The sequence below is a fragment of the Pseudomonas sp. BF-RE-25 genome, from assembly GCF_019956105.1.
Taxonomy (GTDB): domain Bacteria; phylum Pseudomonadota; class Gammaproteobacteria; order Pseudomonadales; family Pseudomonadaceae; genus Aquipseudomonas; species Aquipseudomonas migulae.
The window spans coordinates 15982-33175 of record NZ_JAHBDB010000044.1 but is presented as its reverse complement, the minus strand read 5'-3'; the positions used below and the strand labels follow the sequence as shown (position 1 = coordinate 33175).

General features: G+C 59.2%; 20 protein-coding genes. 1 reads left to right on the top strand and 19 read right to left on the bottom strand.

The annotated features are described in order from the left end of the window. Nucleotides 1-14: 14 nt before the first annotated feature. The 16 genes from KGB24_RS19640 to KGB24_RS19565 form a co-directional block, all read right to left on the bottom strand. The gene (locus KGB24_RS19640; protein WP_008031616.1) at nt 15-623 is read right to left on the bottom strand and encodes a DUF4823 domain-containing protein; all 609 of its coding nucleotides are present in this window, start codon (nt 621-623) and stop codon (nt 15-17) included. A 170-nt stretch (nt 624-793) separates the two neighbouring features. Further along, entirely contained in the window at nt 794-1762 is a 969-nt protein-coding gene (locus tag KGB24_RS19635; protein ID WP_223415227.1) for a GTP 3',8-cyclase MoaA, read from the bottom strand. A 138-nt stretch (nt 1763-1900) separates the two neighbouring features. Then, complete coding sequence (locus KGB24_RS19630) at nt 1901-2539, bottom strand: TetR/AcrR family transcriptional regulator (RefSeq protein ID WP_008031613.1); 639 nt, start codon at nt 2537-2539, stop codon at nt 1901-1903. A gap of 342 nt (nt 2540-2881) precedes the next feature. After that, on the bottom strand, nt 2882-3667 hold the full coding sequence (locus tag KGB24_RS19625; protein ID WP_008040884.1) for a TatD family hydrolase: 786 nt from the start codon (nt 3665-3667) through the stop codon (nt 2882-2884). A 15-nt stretch (nt 3668-3682) separates the two neighbouring features. After that, on the bottom strand, nt 3683-4039 hold the full coding sequence (locus KGB24_RS19620; RefSeq protein ID WP_008031608.1) for a PilZ domain-containing protein: 357 nt from the start codon (nt 4037-4039) through the stop codon (nt 3683-3685). Nucleotides 4040-4081: 42 nt separating this feature from the next. Next, nucleotides 4082-5068 carry a DNA polymerase III subunit delta' gene (locus KGB24_RS19615; RefSeq protein WP_008031605.1) on the bottom strand — a complete coding sequence of 329 codons (987 nt, stop codon included), beginning with the start codon at nt 5066-5068 and terminating at the stop codon, nt 4082-4084. Next, nucleotides 5061-5693, bottom strand: coding sequence for a dTMP kinase (tmk, locus tag KGB24_RS19610; RefSeq protein WP_223415228.1), 633 nt, complete (start codon nt 5691-5693; stop codon nt 5061-5063). Before tmk ends, KGB24_RS19615 begins: the two co-directional genes overlap by 8 nt. Before the next feature lie 19 nt (nt 5694-5712). Then, the gene (mltG, locus tag KGB24_RS19605; protein WP_008031601.1) at nt 5713-6933 is read right to left on the bottom strand and encodes an endolytic transglycosylase MltG; all 1221 of its coding nucleotides are present in this window, start codon (nt 6931-6933) and stop codon (nt 5713-5715) included. Between the two features lie 3 nt (nt 6934-6936). Further along, nucleotides 6937-7752 (bottom strand): aminodeoxychorismate lyase, encoded by an 816-nt coding sequence (gene pabC / locus KGB24_RS19600; protein ID WP_008031597.1) that lies wholly within the window; start codon nt 7750-7752, stop codon nt 6937-6939. Further along, complete coding sequence (gene fabF / locus KGB24_RS19595) at nt 7752-8996, bottom strand: beta-ketoacyl-ACP synthase II (RefSeq protein WP_008031595.1); 1245 nt, start codon at nt 8994-8996, stop codon at nt 7752-7754. The genes pabC and fabF overlap by 1 nt, the downstream gene beginning before the upstream one ends. Before the next feature lie 108 nt (nt 8997-9104). Next, nucleotides 9105-9341, bottom strand: coding sequence for an acyl carrier protein (acpP, locus tag KGB24_RS19590; RefSeq protein WP_003175607.1), 237 nt, complete (start codon nt 9339-9341; stop codon nt 9105-9107). A gap of 191 nt (nt 9342-9532) precedes the next feature. After that, nucleotides 9533-10276, bottom strand: coding sequence for a 3-oxoacyl-ACP reductase FabG (fabG, locus tag KGB24_RS19585; protein ID WP_007942004.1), 744 nt, complete (start codon nt 10274-10276; stop codon nt 9533-9535). Between the two features lie 16 nt (nt 10277-10292). Continuing rightward, entirely contained in the window at nt 10293-11231 is a 939-nt protein-coding gene (gene fabD / locus KGB24_RS19580; protein WP_192227907.1) for an ACP S-malonyltransferase, read from the bottom strand. A 125-nt stretch (nt 11232-11356) separates the two neighbouring features. Next, a complete protein-coding gene (gene plsX / locus KGB24_RS19575; protein WP_081500214.1) occupies nt 11357-12367 on the bottom strand; it encodes a phosphate acyltransferase PlsX in 1011 nt (336 codons plus the stop codon). Between the two features lie 4 nt (nt 12368-12371). Continuing rightward, nucleotides 12372-12554, bottom strand: a complete 183-nt coding sequence (rpmF, locus tag KGB24_RS19570) for a 50S ribosomal protein L32 (RefSeq protein WP_003179396.1) — start codon at nt 12552-12554, stop codon at nt 12372-12374. 13 nt (nt 12555-12567) lie between these two features. Next, the gene (locus KGB24_RS19565) at nt 12568-13095 is read right to left on the bottom strand and encodes a YceD family protein (protein ID WP_008031588.1); all 528 of its coding nucleotides are present in this window, start codon (nt 13093-13095) and stop codon (nt 12568-12570) included. A 105-nt stretch (nt 13096-13200) separates the two neighbouring features. Here KGB24_RS19565 and KGB24_RS19560 point away from each other — a divergent pair, with 105 nt between their 5' ends. After that, nucleotides 13201-13779 (top strand): Maf family protein, encoded by a 579-nt coding sequence (locus KGB24_RS19560; RefSeq protein ID WP_223415229.1) that lies wholly within the window; start codon nt 13201-13203, stop codon nt 13777-13779. Between the two features lie 119 nt (nt 13780-13898). Here the strand turns inward: KGB24_RS19560 and sppA are convergent, their stop codons facing one another. Genes sppA through rluC form a run of 3 tightly spaced genes read right to left on the bottom strand, consistent with a single transcriptional unit; the run spans nt 13899 to nt 16525 of the window. Further along, entirely contained in the window at nt 13899-14888 is a 990-nt protein-coding gene (gene sppA, locus KGB24_RS19555) for a signal peptide peptidase SppA (RefSeq protein WP_008031583.1), read from the bottom strand. Between the two features lie 25 nt (nt 14889-14913). Continuing rightward, entirely contained in the window at nt 14914-15576 is a 663-nt protein-coding gene (locus KGB24_RS19550; protein ID WP_223415230.1) for an HAD-IA family hydrolase, read from the bottom strand. Then, nucleotides 15563-16525 (bottom strand): 23S rRNA pseudouridine(955/2504/2580) synthase RluC, encoded by a 963-nt coding sequence (gene rluC, locus KGB24_RS19545; protein ID WP_008031576.1) that lies wholly within the window; start codon nt 16523-16525, stop codon nt 15563-15565. The genes KGB24_RS19550 and rluC overlap by 14 nt, the downstream gene beginning before the upstream one ends. Between the last annotated feature and the right edge of the window lie 669 nt (nt 16526-17194).

Sequence of the window (17194 nt, the reverse complement as noted above, 5' to 3'; positions counted from 1 at the left end):
CGTTCTCCTTGGAATTACTGGTCGCTGAGCCCCAGCAGGCTGCGCGCGTATTGCCGCAGCGGCGGGCCCATCAGGTCTTCTGGCTTTTTGTCGTAGAACGTCAGTAAACCGCCACGACTCTTGATACGTGCAGTATCAATCAAATACTGGGTGCTGGTCTCGATCAACATGATCTGAATCACGCCGGAGTCGATACCGAGACGATCCACGGCTTCCTGGTCGAGCCATTCGTCCGTGTTGCCGATACGGTCGTCAGACTTGGCGAAACGGGTGTAGAGCAGGTAATGCGCACCGACCGCACGGGCTTCGCCCATCGCCTGCTCGAGGCCTTCCGGCGTGTGTGCGCGGCGGACCATCGGGAAGTATTCGATAAAACCGTCGAAGGCGACTTCGGCGATCACGTTAGGTCGCGGGTAGACCGCACTGCCCGGCGGCACAAAGGCGCCTTGGGCGATATAGACGAACGAATCCGGCTGAATGCGCAGGTTGTTCACGCGGCGGCTGTCGCTGTGGTCAAGCAGACCCGCGTCGCTCATGTGGTAGCGAGTCCCTTCAGCCAGATCGCTGACATTCATGCAGCCACCAAGCGCCAAAACGGCCAGCAGCAAAACCAGGCTACGCATCCTACCCTCCAGAGGCCGGTGACGGAAAACCGGCGAATGGCCATGGGATGCAGCTTCCGCGCCAGCTCCAGAACGTCGTTGCCTGTTCGAACGCATTCGCGGGCAAGCCTCGCTCCTACAGGTTGTACACGATCCCTGTAGGAGCGAGGCTTGCCCGCGAAGACGGTAGATCAGCCACCGATAATCTTCATGACGGTCGCACCACCGGAAAACGCCACTTCCTGCTTGTCACCCAAGGCCTTCACCAAGAGTCGCTGCAAAGCCGGCAATGCCTGATGGCGAGGTTTGTCCAACAGATCGCCGACATAGTGACGGTTGCTCGACGACAGGCAGCCATGCAGCCACCCGGTTGAAGACAGGCGCAGCCGCGAGCAGGTCCGACAGAACGGAACACTTTCGTTGGCGATTACGCCGAAATAGCCCTGCCCCGGAATTTCATAGCGCACCGCCGTGGCGTCAACCGGCGCATCGGCCTGGAGATACTCATAGCGATCACCGATCAGGCTCAGCAGCTGTTGCAGGCTGACGAATTGTTGCAGGAATGCGTTGTTGTCGTTGGCCAGGTGGCCCATGCGCATCAGTTCGATGAAGCGCAATTCATAGCCACGCTCCAGGCAGTAATCGAGCAGCGGCATGACTTGATCGAGGTTCTGCCCGCGCAGCGGCACCATGTTGACCTTGATCTTCATGCCGGCAGCGCTGGCCTGGTCCATGCCATCGAGCACAGTCGCCAGATCGCCGCCGCGAGCAATGCTGCGGAATGCGCAGGCATCCAGGGTATCGAGGGAAACATTGATGCGACGAATGCCGGCATCGACCAGCAGGGGCAGTTTTTTCGCCAGCAATTGACCATTGGTGGTCAGGCTGATGTCTTGCAGGCCCATCTGCCCGACAGCGGTCATGAAGGCTTCGAGCTTGGGGCTGACCAACGGCTCACCGCCGGTGATGCGCAGTCTCTCTATCCCCGCCGCCTCAATCAGGTAGGCAACGCCGCGTGCCATGGCTTCGGCCGACAGTTCATCCTGCGCAGCGACCAGCCGCTTGCCGTTAGGCACGCAATAGGTACACGCGTAATTGCAGGCGGAGGTCAGGCTGATTCGCAGATTACGAAAACGCCTGCCTTGACGGTCAACGATCATGGTCACTCCGGCACAAGGAATTCGGACGACGTAAAACTTGACTCACAAATCAAGTTTTAGCAAGTCCCATGCCTGAGTATATTACTGAGGTACTGCGCCATATAGCGAAATCATGGCGCAATTAGGCAACTGAATGACTCAGCTACTCGGCGTGTCGGTGTCGCGCTTGCGTTTGTTGCCCATGCGCACGCCTATGTCCATCAGGAACTGGAAGAAGCCTTCCTGATCTTCCAGCACATTGCTCCAGAACGGCGAGTGATACAGCGCCACGGCACCGTGCACCAGCGCCCAGGATGCGCAGTAATGGAAGTAAGGCGGCACGTCTTCGAGCTTGCCTTCACTGATCCGGCCCTTGATCAGCAGGGTCAGGCGTTCGAAGTTCGAGGCGCGAATCTTGTGCAGCTCCTCGATCATCTCCGGCACCTGATTGCCCTTGACCACCTTTTCTTCCAGGCGATCGAACAAGCGGTAACGTTGCGGATCGCGCATGCGGAATTCGAAGTAGGCCCGGGACAGCGCTTCCTTGTCCTTGTCGACATCGGCCGAATGCAACAGCTCGTTCAAATCGCGCTCGTAATCGAGCATCAGGCGCAGGTAGATCTCCGCCTTGGATTTGAAGTGCTTGTAGATTGTGCCTTTGCCGATACCGACGGCATCAGCAATCATCTCGACGGTGACACTGTCTTCACCTTGGTCGAGGAACAGCTTGAGCGCGGTATCGAGAATTTCTTGCTCGCGGCGACGAAATTCACGGACCTTACGAGGTTCTTTATGCATAAGAAAAGGTCTGTCGGGGTCAAAATTCGAAGCCGCGTATTATGCCTAACTTGCGGCAAAATGCACGGATCATCCTTCCATATCTGTGTTTCTAGATGAATTCTGTCAGCACCAGCTTTTAATGAGAACTCTTCCGAAGCGCCTGTATTCCAAAATTGTTTAAAAACCTGGGCCGGTAAACTGGACTCAGCGCAATACTGATCAATACTTCAACTGTCGGCGGGGCATCTCCCCCAAGTGCCGCGTCGATATTGGTACCAACGGACCGCGTACCATTGTTTTACTCCTAATGGTCTTAACCCGGATTCACCCCCCAGAACCCGGGTTTTTTTTGCCTGCGATTTAACCTTTCACATGCGCCAGCGGGAACAGTCGCTTGAAGTTCTCGGTCGTCTGCGCGGCAAATCGCTCGTAGGATTCACCGCGTAGCATTGCCAGAAACTCTGCCACTTCCCGCACATATTGCGGCAGGTTCGGCTTGCCGCGATAAGGGATCGGCGCCAGGTACGGCGAGTCGGTTTCCACCAGCAATCGGTCGGCAGGCACTTTACTGGCCACGTCACGCAGCGCATCGGCATTGCGGAAAGTGACGATGCCAGACAGGGAAATGTAATAACCCATGTCCAGCGCCGCTTTGGCCATGTCCCAATCTTCGGTAAAGCAATGCAAAACGCCAGCCTGGGGCAACGCGGCCTCGCGCAACAGGTTCAGCGTGTCCGCCCGGGCACCACGTGTGTGAATGATCACCGGTTTGCCGGTCTGCTGCGCGGCTTGCAGGTGCAGGCGAAACGACTCCTGCTGCAACTCCGCCGCTTCGGGCTCGTAGTGATAATCCAGGCCGGTTTCACCAATCGCGACCACACGCGGGTGATTGAGCTCCTGCAGCAGCCAGTCCAGCGCTGGCGCAGCGCCCGGTTGCACGTCCAACGGGTGCACGCCGACCGAACAGTCGACATCGTCATAACGTTCGGCCAGGGCTTTGACGTCTGCGGCGTTGTCGACACTGACGCCGATACACAGAAAGTGCCCTACCCCGCGCTGGCGGGCCGCGTCGAGTGCGGCATCCAGCGAGCCGTCATGGGCGGCGAGGTCAAGGCGATCAAGGTGACAATGGGAATCTACGAGCATAAAAAGGGCTGCAACTTACATCGTATGAGTGGGACGGTCGGACTTCAGGGCTCCGGCCAGGTGGGTTTCGATTCGACTGCGCGCGGTGTCGTCACCGTCGTTGAACTGCACGCCGACGCCAGCGGCCCGGTTGCCTTGCGCGCCTTTGGGGGTGATCCAGGCAACCTTGCCGGCGACCGGAATTTTCTCCGGCTCGTCCATCAGGTTCAGCAGCATGAATACCTCATCGCCCAACTTGTAGCTCTTGTTGGTCGGGATAAACAGGCCACCGTTCTTGATGAAGGGCATGTAGGCCGCGTAGAGCACGGAGTTGTCCTTGATGGTCAGGGACAAAATACCGTTGCGCGGCCCCGGATTGACGGCTTCATTCATGCTGACCTCCGCTGCTGATGTTCAGAGGATAGGCCCAGTCGGTCACTTCTGGGTAGGCAATGACGCCCATTGCACCAGCAGCGCTTCAAGCAACAGCACCCGATTGAGGTTGGCCTTGCTCATGACTTTTTGGCGCTGGGCGAGGATCCAGTCCTGAATGTTCAGGACTTTGTCCTGAGCGCTTTTCTGCGCCAGGTATTGAATCACCTTGCGCATATCGGCCAATCCCAGCCCGTCTTCATCCTGAGTCAGCTGATACCGCAGGATCAGGCTCGACCAGTCGCAGAACCAGTCAAACAGCAATAACAGCGGAATCGCGTTCCAGCCTTCGGCCAGTTGAGTCGGCGATTGCTGCTGCTTGAGCAACTTCTTCACACCGTCGACCACCAATGCCCGCTGCTCGCGCACGCCCTGAGCCTGCAAATTCACCGCCGCCAGCGGTGAGCCGGCGGCCAGGGTCAGCAATTCGACGCGCTCTTCTTCCGAGCTGTCCGGTAACGCCTTGGCCAGCCACGCAAGACTCATGGCCTCGCTTGGCAGTGGACAGGCTTGCTGCACGCAGCGGCTTTTGATGGTGGGCAACAACCGACTGGTCTGGTGACTGACCAGTAACAGCACCGTATCGCCGGACGGCTCTTCAAGGCTTTTGAGCAAGGCGTTGGCGGCGTTGATGTTCATCGACTCGACTGGCTCGATCAACACCACTTTGCGCCCGCCCATCTGCGCGGTCTGGACCACGAAGCTGACCAGTTCGCGGACCTGATCGACCTTGATCGCCTTGTCGGCTTCTTCCGGCTCGAGGATGTAGTTGTCAGGGTGGCTGCCGGCTTTGAGCAGCAGGCAGGATTTGCATTCGCCGCAAGCATCCTGTGCGGTCGGGCGCTGGCACAGCAGGCTGGCCATCAGGCGCTCAGCCAGCGCTCGCTTGCCGATCCCGGCCGGGCCGTGCAGCAGATAGGCGTGCGCATGTTGTTTGCGACCTGCCAACTGCTGCCAGAGGCTGTCCTGCCACGGATAGGCTTCAGCCACGGGTCAGCTCCAGCAGACGCGGCAACAAGGCGTCCAGCGACTGTTGAACCTGCGCCAGCGGCTGGGCGGCGTCGACCAGCACATATCGCGCCGGGTCGGCTTCAGCGCGTTTGAGGAACGCACTGCGCACCGCATCGAAAAACGTCCGGCCTTCGAGCTCGAAGCGATCCAGACGACCGCGAGCGCTGGCGCGGGCCAGACCCACTTCCACCGGCAGATCGAAAATCAGCGTCAGGTCCGGGCGCAGCTCGCCCTGAACGAAGTTTTCCAGCGTAGCGATGCGTTCCAGTGACAAACCGCGACCGCCACCCTGATAGGCGTAGGTCGAGTCGGTAAAGCGATCGCACAACACCACCGCGCCACGGGCCAGCGCCGGGCGGATCACGCCGGCCAGATGCTGGGCGCGCGCGGCAAACACCAGCAACAACTCGGTGTCGGGGTCCATGGTTTCATCGACTGGCGCCAACAGCACCTCGCGGATCTTTTCGGCCAAAGGCGTGCCGCCCGGCTCGCGGGTCAGCACCACTTCGATACCGGCGGCGCGCAGGCGCTCGGCGAGGTATTCGCGATTGGTGCTTTTGCCGGCGCCTTCGGGGCCTTCCAGGGTAATAAACAAGCCAGTCACAGGCAGTCCTTAGTCAGAATCATTGCGGGCTTTGCGGCGCGGTTGCATCCGATTCGGGCGCGGGTGCAGCAGCGGGCTCTTTAGCAGGTTCTTGAGTCGTTTCTTGAGCCGGCTCTGGCGGCGTCACTGGCGCCAACGCCTCCGGGGCCGGGTCAGGCGAAGCCGCCGGGATCGGAGCCTGCTCATTCGTCGCTTCTGGCGCGGTGACCGGCGCCGGGCTGGAGCGGTAATCGGCGCGACGCTTGAGCTGGAATTCACGCACCGCGCTGTTGTGAGCATCCAGATCATCGGAGAACACGTGGCTGCCATCGCCGCGCGCGACAAAATACAGACTGTTGCCGGCCACCGGGTTGAGTGCCGCATGGATCGCTTCGCGGCCGACCATCGCGATCGGTGTCGGCGGCAGGCCGGTAATCACGTAGGTGTTGTAAGGGGTCGCTTCCTTGAGGTGGGCGCGGGTCAACTTGCCGTTGTAGCGATCACCGAGGCCGTAGATCACGGTTGGATCGGTCTGCAACAGCATGCCCATTTCCATGCGCCGCACGAACACGCCGGCAATCTGGCCACGCTCTTGCGGTACGCCGGTTTCCTTTTCCACCAGCGAAGCCATGATCAGCGCCTGGTAGGGTTCGGTGTACGGCACATCAGCCGCGCGCTGCCCCCACTCCTTGGCAAGGACTTCGTCGAGGCGGTCGTAGGCTTTTTTCAGCAGCTCGACGTCCGTCATGCCACGCACGAAACGGTAGGTGTCCGGGAAGAATCGACCTTCCGGAAAGATCCCGGCGTGACCGAGCTTGTCCATCACTTCGCTATCGCTCAAGCCGTTCAGCGTCTGCTCAAGTTTTTCATCCTTGGCCAGCGCGGCACGCACTTGATGGAAATTCCAGCCTTCGACCAGCGTCAGGCTGTACTGCACCATTTCCCCGCGTTTCCACAGGTCGATAAGGTTTTCCACCGTCATGCCGGGCTGCATGCGGTACTCACCTTTGTGCAACGGTTGCCCGGCCAGGTTGAAGCGCCAGTACACACGCAACCAGAAAGCGTCCTTGATGACGCCATCGGCTTCGAGTCGATAGAAAGTGCGGGTGGGTGTCGTGCCTTTGGGCACTTCCAGGAGTTGTTCCTGGGTAATGTTCAGCGGCTGTTCCAGCGCCGAATGAATCTTCCAGGCCGAAGCGCCCAGACACAGCCCTGCCAGAACCAGTCCGGTTTCCAGCAGCAGCAAGAATTTACGTCTCACGTATCAAGCATCCAGTAGCGCGCGGGCAATGGTTTGGAGTTTACGGGTGAGCGGCCCAACCGGCCAGCTCAGAGCTGCATAGGCGCGCACCGGCCAAACGCCATACACGCTGTTGCAGATAAAGACCTCATCAGCCCATTGCAGCTGTTCGAGGGTAATGTCGGTGATTTGCGTGGGAATCCCCAGCGACTCGGCTTGAAACAATAATTCGGCGCGCATCACGCCGGCCACACCGCAGCGCTTGAGATCGGCAGTGATCAACACACCATCGCGGACCAGGAACAGATTGCTGAACACACCCTCAATCACTCGCCCGCCCTGATCGAGCATCAAGCCTTCGGCATGCTCGGTGTCTTGCCATTCGGAACGGGCGATGACTTGCTCAAGACGGTTCAGGTGTTTGAGCCCGGCGAGCAAGGGTTGTCTGGACAGTCGTGTAGCGCAAGGAAACAGGCGAACGCCCTGCTCCGCATGTGCGACAGGGTAAGCGGCAGGCGGGTTGCCCTGAAGAATGCGTCGGGCCTGGGCCGCAGGATCGGGCGCGTAACCGCGCAGGCTGTCGCCGCGGGTGAGGATGAGTTTGAGCACGCCCTCGCCCAGTGCTGCGGCGTAGGCCAGCAGCTCGCTGCGGATCAGCGCGTGATCGGCCGTGATCGCTAGGCGTGAACAGCCTTGCGCCAGACGCGACAGATGCCGGTCCAGCAACAGCGGCTGCCCGTTCTGCACGGCAATGGTCTCGAACAGACCATCACCGTAAGCCAGGCCGCGATCCTTCAGCGACAGAGCGTCAGCCGGCTGACCGTCGACCCAGCTGTCCATCAGTCAGCGAACCGGCGGAACACCAGCGAGCCGTTGGTACCGCCAAACCCGAAGGAGTTGGACAGGACCACATCGATGTCCATGTTGCGCGCGGTGTGCGGCACGAAGTCCAGGTCGCAGCCTTCGTCCGGCTCGTCGAGGTTGATGGTCGGCGGTGCCACCTGGCTATTGATCGCCAGCACACTGAAGATCGCCTCGACTGCGCCCGCCGCACCCAACAGGTGACCGGTCATGGACTTGGTCGAGCTGACCGCCAGCTTGTAGGCGTGATCGCCGAACACCGACTTGATCGCGCAGGCTTCGGCAAGGTCGCCGGCCGAAGTCGACGTACCGTGGGCGTTGATGTACTGGACTTGATCGCTATTGATCTTCGCATCGCGCAGGGCGTTGGAAATGCAACGAGCAGCACCCGCACCGTCAGCCGGCGGCGACGTCATGTGGTAGGCATCGCCACTGGTGCCAAAGCCGATCAGTTCTGCGTAGATGGTCGCGCCGCGAGCTTTGGCGTGTTCCAGCTCTTCAAGCACCAGCGCACCGGCACCGTCGGACAGGACGAAGCCGTCACGGCCCTTGTCCCATGGACGGCTGGCGCGGGTCGGCTCGTCGTTGCGGGTCGACAGCGCGCGGGAGGCACCGAAGCCGCCCATGCCCAGACCGCAAGCCGCCATCTCGGCGCCGCCGGCAATCATCACGTCGGCTTCGTCGTACATGATGTTGCGAGCAGCCATGCCGATGCAGTGCGTACCGGTGGTGCACGCGGTGGCGATGGCGTAGTTAGGTCCCTGTGCACCCAAGTGGATCGACAGGAAACCGGAAATCATATTGATGATCGAGCCAGGCACGAAAAACGGAGAGATCCGTCGTGGGCCGGAATCATGCAGCGTGCGGCTGGTTTCTTCGATATTGGTCAGACCGCCAATACCCGAACCCATGGCCACGCCGATGCGCTCACGGTTGGCGTCGGTAACTTCAAGACCGGCGTTACGCACCGCCTGAAAACCTGCGGCCAGACCGTACTGAATGAACAGGTCGAGCTTGCGAGCTTCCTTGACCGACAGGTATTCCTCGACATTGAAGCCCTTTACCGAGCCGCCAAAACGGGTGGAATAGGCAGAAAGGTCGGTGTGTTCGATCAGACCAATGCCACTACGGCCAGCCAGAATGCCCTGCCAACTGCTCGGCACATCCGTGCCCAGTGGCGACAACATACCCATACCGGTGACTACGACGCGTCTACGCGACACAGCACTCTCCTTTTTCAAATGACGACTTTGCATCAGGCCTAAAGAAAAAACCGCACGCCATGATGGCAGTGCGGTTTTTCCATGACAGCAAGCAACGATTACAAACTATTACGCCTGGTGGCTAGTAACGTAGTCGATTGCAGCTTGTACAGTAGTGATCTTCTCAGCTTCTTCGTCAGGGATTTCGGTCTCGAATTCCTCTTCCAGAGCCATCACCAGCTCAACGGTGTCAAGGGAGTCGGCACCCAGGTCTTCAACGAAGGAAGCAGTGTTGACCACTTCTTCTTCTTTAACGCCCAGTTGCTCAGCAACGATTTTCTTGACGCGCTCTTCGATGGTGCTCATACCTTGTTTTCACTCCTAATGGACAAATTCAGGCAGCTGGCCAGTGGGTAAGTGTATAGAAAGACTTTTCAGTTTTTCAACTGAAAGCTTCACTCCTCAAACCCCGTGACCCTCTGCCTATAAATAGATTGCAGCTTTATAACGGATTTTAGACAGCTCGTATGACATTTTTTTGAAGCAATCCGTCACATTTAACTCATGTACATCCCGCCGTTCACCGGGATTGTAGCCCCAGTAACGTAAGCCGCACCGTCGGATGCAAGAAAAGCGACCACAGACGCGATCTCTTGAGCTTGCCCCAGACGACCCAGCGGAATTTGCGTCTGCAAGGCTTCACGCTGTGCCTCGGGCAGTTCGCGGGTCATATCGGTGTCGATGAACCCAGGGGCCACCGAGTTTACCGTAATCGAACGCGAACCGACTTCACGCGCCAGAGCACGGCTGAAACCTTCCAGACCTGCCTTGGCGGCAGCGTAGTTTACTTGGCCTGCGTTGCCCATGGCACCCACAACCGAGCCAATACTGATAATTCGTCCCCAACGGGCTTTGGTCATACCGCGCAAAACGCCCTTGGAGAGGCGGAACAGACTGTTCAGGTTGGTATCGACAACGTCATGCCACTCGTCGTCTTTCATGCGCATCATCAGGTTATCGCGGGTGATGCCGGCATTGTTGACCAGGATCGCCGGCGCACCGAACTGCTCCTGGATGCTCGCCAGCACAGCGGCAACGGATTCGTCGCTGGTGACATTCAGTTCCAGGCCAGTGCCTTGAATACCGTTTTCTTTCAGGGTAGCGGCGATGCGCTCGGCACCCGAGGCGGATGTCGCGGTGCCCACAACAATGGCGCCCTGACGACCCAGTTCCAGGGCGATGGCCTGGCCGATACCGCGGCTCGCACCGGTGACCAGTGCAACTTTACCTTGCAGACTCATGCAAGCTTCTCCTGATTCAGGCCAACGCTGCACGGGCGGCAGCGAAGGCGTCTGGGGTATTGAGGTTGGATGTCGATACGCCTTCGGCGCAGCGTTTGTTCAAGCCTGCCAGCACTTTGCCAGGGCCGCATTCGACCAACTGGGTCGCGCCCTTGGCGGCCAGCGCCTGGACCGATTCAACCCAGCGCACAGGCTTGTAGAGCTGCTCAAGCAGATCGCGCTTGAGGGTCTCAAGATCGGCCGGCACGTTTGCGCTGACGTTTTGTACCACAGGAATCTGTGGTGCCTGCCAGTTGATCGCAGCGATCGACTCGGCGAAACGCTCGGCGGCTGGACGCATCAGCTCGCAATGGGACGGCACGCTGACCGGCAATGGCATGGCGCGCTTGGCACCACGGGCCTTGCAGCCTTCGATGGCGCGCTCGACCGCCGCCTTGGCACCGGCGATCACGACTTGACCCGGAGAGTTGAAATTGACCGCGCTGACCACTTCGCCTTGCGCCGCTTCGGCACAGGCTGCCAGTACGTCAGCATCGTCCAGACCGAGAATGGCAGCCATACCGCCCTGCCCGGCCGGAACGGCTTCTTGCATCAACTGACCGCGACGCTCCACCAGTTTCACCGCGTCGCCCAGACTCAGGCTGCCCGCAGCGACCAGGGCGCTGTACTCGCCCAGGCTGTGACCGGCAACGTAAGCCGGACGCGCACCGCCTTCCGCCAGCCACAGACGCCACAAGGCGATCGAGGCGGTCAGAATGGCCGGCTGGGTTTTATCGGTTTGATTGAGTTGCTCTTCCGGCCCTTGCTGGGTCAGTGCCCACAGGTCGTAACCGAGCGCGTCGGATGCTTCTTTGAATGTTTCGAGGACCACCGGATGTTGCGCGCCCAACTCGGCCAGCATGCCGAGGGACTGCGAACCCTGTCCTGGAAAGACGAATGCGAGGGAAGCAGACATGTAACAAGCCCCTAATGATCTTGTCGTCGGAGAATTGACGTCCCGCTTGGGGGACGCAAGAAACTGACAGTTGGATGGCAAATTGAACTGAGCGGTCACATTTAAGCATTGTCCGACGAAAACGCCTAAAGCAACAAATCCTCCAGACGACCGTGAATGCGCTCCGGCAGGTTTTCCTGGATTTCGATCAAGGCTCGCTGAATCGCACTCTGAAAGCCCTGAACCCCTGCCGAACCGTGGCTTTTCACGACAATCCCCTGCAACCCGAGGAAGCTTGCGCCGTTATGCCGAGCAGGCGCCAGATCAGCCTGAAGACGCTTCATCAGCGGCAGCGCCAGAGCGCCCACCATTTTCGATGCGAGATTCTTTTTGAAAAGCGCTTCAATTCGCCCGGCAATCATGGTCGCCAGGCCTTCACTGGACTTGAGCAAAATATTGCCGACAAAACCGTCGCACACCACCACATCCGCCTCGCCACGGTACAAACCGTCACCTTCGACAAAACCGATATAGTTGATGCCGCGAGCGCTCTGCAACAAGGTCGCAGCCAGCTTGACCTGCTGATTGCCCTTGATGTCTTCGGTGCCGATGTTCAGCAATGCAACCCGTGGACGAACGATGCCCAGGGTTTGTGCCGCAACCGAGCCCATCACCGCAAACTGCAGCAGATGCTCGGCGCTGCAATCGACGTTGGCGCCCAGGTCGAGCAACTGACAATAGCCCTTCTGCGTCGGAATCGCCGCGACCATGGCCGGCCGGTCAATACCCGGCAAGGTCTTGAGCACGAACCGTGACAAGGCCATCAGCGCGCCGGTATTGCCGGCGCTGACGCAGGCCTGAACCTTGCCATCACGCAACAACTCGAGCGCCACGCGCATCGACGAGTCCGGCTTGCCGCGCAAGGCCTGGGCAGGCTTTTCGTCCATGGTGATCACTTCGGATGCCGGGGTAATCGACAGGCGCGAGCGATCCACAGCCGATTGGCCAGCGATCAATTCTTCAAGGAGGGAGGGTTGACCGACAAGGGTCAGGTGCAGCGAGGGCGTAGCAATCAGACAAGCAAGGCTGGCCTGAACAATGCTGCGGGGACCGAAGTCCCCGCCCATTGCGTCAATCGCGATGACTTGAGCGGACAAGTTATTACTCGTCAGCGCCCTTGTCGATCACTTTACGGCCACGGTATACGCCTTCTGGCGATACGTGGTGACGCAGGTGAACTTCACCGGTGGTTTTTTCTACAGACAGGGTGCTAGCCTCGAGAGCGTCGTGCGAACGACGCATGTCACGGGCGGAGCGGGATTTTTTGTTCTGCTGAACAGCCATAATTGATTAACTCCTAAACGTTTGGGTCACGCTTTAACTGCGCCAATACACTGAACGGGTTGGACCGCGTTACCTCGTCCTCGCTCGGTTCGGGCTCATCGAGACCCGCCGGCTGCTGGCATTCTTCCGGATGATGAGCAGGCACAATGGGCAAGGCGAGCAGAAGCTCCTCCTCGATCAGTGACTGCAGATCCAAAGGATCTTCGCCCAGTTCCAGCACGTCATAACCTTTCGGCAACGACTGGGTATTCGCACCCTCCTTCACCACAGCATAACTGCATTCGCTGTGGATCGGCAGGGTGACCAGCTCAAGACAACGCTGGCAAACCATTTTGACTTCGGTGTCGATAAAGCTGTGGATTACCACAGACTTACGTTCATCTCGTTCAAAAACGAATTTAGCCTGCACCGTACCGACATTGTCGGAAAGCGGGTCGCAGAGTCTCTCCAAATCGGCCAGCAGCAGTTCACCTTGAAGGGTGGTGCCACGGTCAGCCAATTTGCGCGGGTCAACGTGAGGTGGAATCGGGTCATTCAACATAGGCGCAGCATTATAGGGATGCACCCAGCCATGTCAAAGGAAATTCAGCCCTGTCCGTCACCTGGAAGCCTCGCTAGAATTCGCGCCTGTCTTCTGGAGATGCACATGCTGCCTTTATTACTCGCTTCAAGCTCAGTGTATCGCCGGGAATTGCTGGCCCGCTTGCAGCTGCCGTTCACCTGCAGCTCGCCGGACATCGACGAAAGTCATCGGCCGAATGAGGCCGCCGTCGAACTGGTAAAGCGCCTCGCCGAAGAAAAAGCCCGGGCTCTTGCCGGCAGCCACCCCGCCCATCTGATTATCGGCTCCGATCAGGTCGCAGTGCTCGGCGAGCGCATTATCGGCAAACCCCACACCGTCGAAAAGGCTCGCGAGCAGTTGCTGGCCTCAAGCGGCGCCAGCGTAACCTTTCTGACCGGCCTGGCCCTGCTCAATAGCCAGACGGGACACTGCCAGGTCGACTGCGTGCCGTTCACCGTGCACATGCGCACACTCGACACCGCACGCATCGAACGCTACCTGCGCGCCGAACAGCCCTACGATTGCGCTGGCAGCTTCAAGGCAGAAGGTTTGGGGGTGAGCCTGTTTCAGCGCACCGAAGGCCCTGACGCCACCAGCCTGATCGGCTTGCCGCTGATTCGCCTGATCGACATGCTGTTGGTTGAAGGGGTGCAAATCCCCTGACGGCTGTCGAGTCCCTCACTGATCTTGAGGACGCCATCGCCGGCAAGCCGGCTCCTACAGGATGTGGACGCCAACAAAAAACCGGCCACTTGGGCCGGTTTTTTTATGTAGCCGGAAGATCAGCGCAGCGACGGACCCTGGAAGCCCATCCACATCGCCAACTGCTCAGCCACGCTGGCGCCCAGTTTCTTCGAGAAGCGATCGAACGGCGATTCCTGAACGGTGAAGTCCACCAGCTCTTTCTCACCAATCACATCACGCGCCACCGAACTGGCATTACCCAGACCATCGATCAGCCCCAGCGGCAGCGCCTGCTCACCGGACCAGACCAACCCGGAGAACAACTCCGGATGCTCTTTGTCCTTGAGTCGGTCGCCACGCCCCGTCTTGACGCTGTTGATGAACTGCTGGTGCGTCGTATCGAGCACGCCCTGCCAGAACCGGGTTTCCTCAGGCTTCTGTGGCTGGAACGGATCGAGGAACGACTTGTGCTCGCCCGACGTATAGGTCCGACGCTCGACACCCAGCTTCTCCATCGTGCCGACAAACCCGTAACCGGCCGCCGTCACACCAATGGAACCCACCAGGCTCGCCTTGTCGGCGTAAATCTGATCCGCCGCACTGGCGATGTAATAAGCGCCGGAAGCCCCCAGATCGGAGATTACCGCGTAAACCTTGGTGTCCGGGTTCAAGCCACGCAACCGGCGAATCTCGTCATACACGTAACCGGACTGCACCGGACTGCCACCCGGACTGTTGATGCGCAGGATGACACCTTTGACCTTCTTATCTTCGAAGGCAGCACGCAGGCTACCAACGATGTTGTCAGCGCTGGCGGGCTCCTTGTCGGCGATCATGCCCGTCACTTCGATCAGCGCAGTGTAATTGGCGCTGCGAGTGGCGGCTTTTTCCATGTCCATCAACGGCGTAAACAGCACCAGTGCGCCAAACAGGTACACAAAGGTCAGCAGCTTGAAGAAAATCCCCCAGCGACGCGACCGACGCTGCTCCTGCACGCTGGCGAGCAGGGTCTTTTCCAGCAGCTTCCAGCTTTTTTCGTCACCGCTCTCTGCGCTCGGCTTGGCGGGCGCTTTCCATTCGTCGGTCATGACCATCTACCCCGGCAAAAACGTATTAAGCCCGCTGACTCAGCCAGGCATGCAATTCTGAAAAACGATCAATAGCCAGCGCCGGCTCGAACAATTTCAGCGCTTCAATCGATTGCGCGCCGTAGCTGACCGCCACCGAATCCATGCCGGCGTTGCGCGCCATCTGCAGGTCGAATGACGAATCGCCGACCATCAACGCTTGCTCCGGACGAACTTCGCAATGGGCGAGGATCTGCTCAAGCATCAGTGGATGGGGTTTGCTGGCGGTTTCGTCGGCGGCACGGGTGATGTCGAAATAATCTTCCCAGCCGTGCGACTTCAGCACCCGATCCAGTCCGCGACGCGCCTTGCCGGTGGCAACCGCTAAATGATAGCCCTCGGCGCGGAACGCCTCCATCGACTCGACGACCCCTTCGAACAACGGCGAAGGCACCGCTTCCGACGCGATGTAGTGGTCCGCATAATGCTCGCGAAACGCCACCAGCTCGGCATCGCTGATCTCGGGGTAAAGCGTGCGAATTGCCTCCGGCAGGCCCAGACCGATGATGCCTTTGACAGCAAAGTCATCGCGTAACTGAAAACCGGAACGCTCGGACGCAACGCGCATCGCCTCGACAATCCGACCAATGGAATCAGCCAGCGTGCCGTCCCAATCGAAAATCAGCAGTTTGTAATCAGAGGGGTGCACTCAGGCGCTCCACAGTCTTGGCCCACATCTCGTCGACAGGCGCCTGCAACTTCAGTTCGCCGCCATCCGGCAGCGGCACGGTCAGCATGTACGCATGCAGGAACAGGCGTTTGCCGCCCAGATCGCGGATTTCCTTGCTGAAATCGTCATCGCCGTACTTGGTGTCGCCGGCAATGCAATGCCCGGCGTGCAAGGTGTGAACACGGATCTGGTGAGTCCGGCCAGTGATTGGCTTGGCCTCGATCAGGGTGGCAAAGTCGCCGAATCGGCGCAGGACCTTGAACACGGTCACCGATTCCTTGCCCTCCTCCTCGTCGACCTCGACCATCCGCTCGCCGGAACGCAGATTACTCTTGCCCAGCGACGCACGGACTTGCTTGATCGAAGCCGCCCAGTTGCCGCGAACCAGCGCCATGTAGCGCTTGTCCACGCCATCACCGCGCAAGGCCGTGTGCAAGTGACGCAGCATGCTGCGTTTCTTGGCGATCATCAGCAGACCGGAGGTGTCACGGTCAAGGCGGTGAACCAGCTCGAGCTCCTTGCAATCCGGACGCAGCTGACGAAAGGCTTCGATCACGCCGTAAGTCAGGCCGCTGCCGCCGTGAACCGCAATGCCGCAAGGCTTGTTGATCACGATCAGCGCTTTGTCTTCATAGACAATCGAGGCTTCAAGTCGCTGCAGCAAGCCCTGGGCCAGCGGCACAGGTTCGTCGCGCTCAGGCACGCGAACCGGCGGCACGCGCACGATATCGCCCGCCTGCAGCTTGTATTCGGGCTTGATCCGGCCTTTGTTCACTCGCACTTCGCCTTTACGCAAAATGCGGTAAATCAAGGTCTTGGGCACGCCTTTGAGCCGAGCGAGAAGGAAGTTATCAATACGTTGGCCGGCATATTCCGGCGAGACCTCAAGCAGTTGTACGCCTGGGGTCGAGGGGGCAGTAGTCGTCATGGCGCGGATGATATCAATTTTTTATGGAATTGAAGCACTTAATCATTACTGCTATAGTCGCGAACGCCGCCAAAAGCGGCCTGGACAGCGGACAAACGGTCAAAAACCGGCCCTGACCAATGCAATTCACCAGGACGCGAGGCCGTCCTACGGCGCTTTCGCTACGTAACGGTGGAGTTTGCAGGTGTAACGAGCGCAGGTGACATGAGGCCTGAATCACGCCGCAAAGCAGAGTTTTCACTCGCTACGCGAGCCCATATTCACGGCCAGTTCACAAAGTGCAGTCAGCTGCGAATGACCCCGAGCGAACGCTTCGGAAACAACGCCTAAATTAGCCATGATGCGTGACCTCCCCTTTCGGAGCTCACGGTAAATGCCAACCCGCTGCGGATTCTGCGCGCGGCAGCACCCGAATTATCAGGGATACGTGTAGGGTGGAGATGCACAACCGCTGGACTGTGTAGCAATAGGCTTTATCAAGACGCTTCATCTCGTCCACAGCCGCCGGTTGATTCCTCCTCCTGACTGAGTGCTTAAGTAGCCACAGCAAGCAGGACGCGTACGTCGCGACGAAGGCCCACATTGGCCGGACTTCGCTAGACACGGGAATGGCCAACCACTCCCGACGCACCTGACACCGACCATGAGAAGTCGTGTGTGCCGAACGCC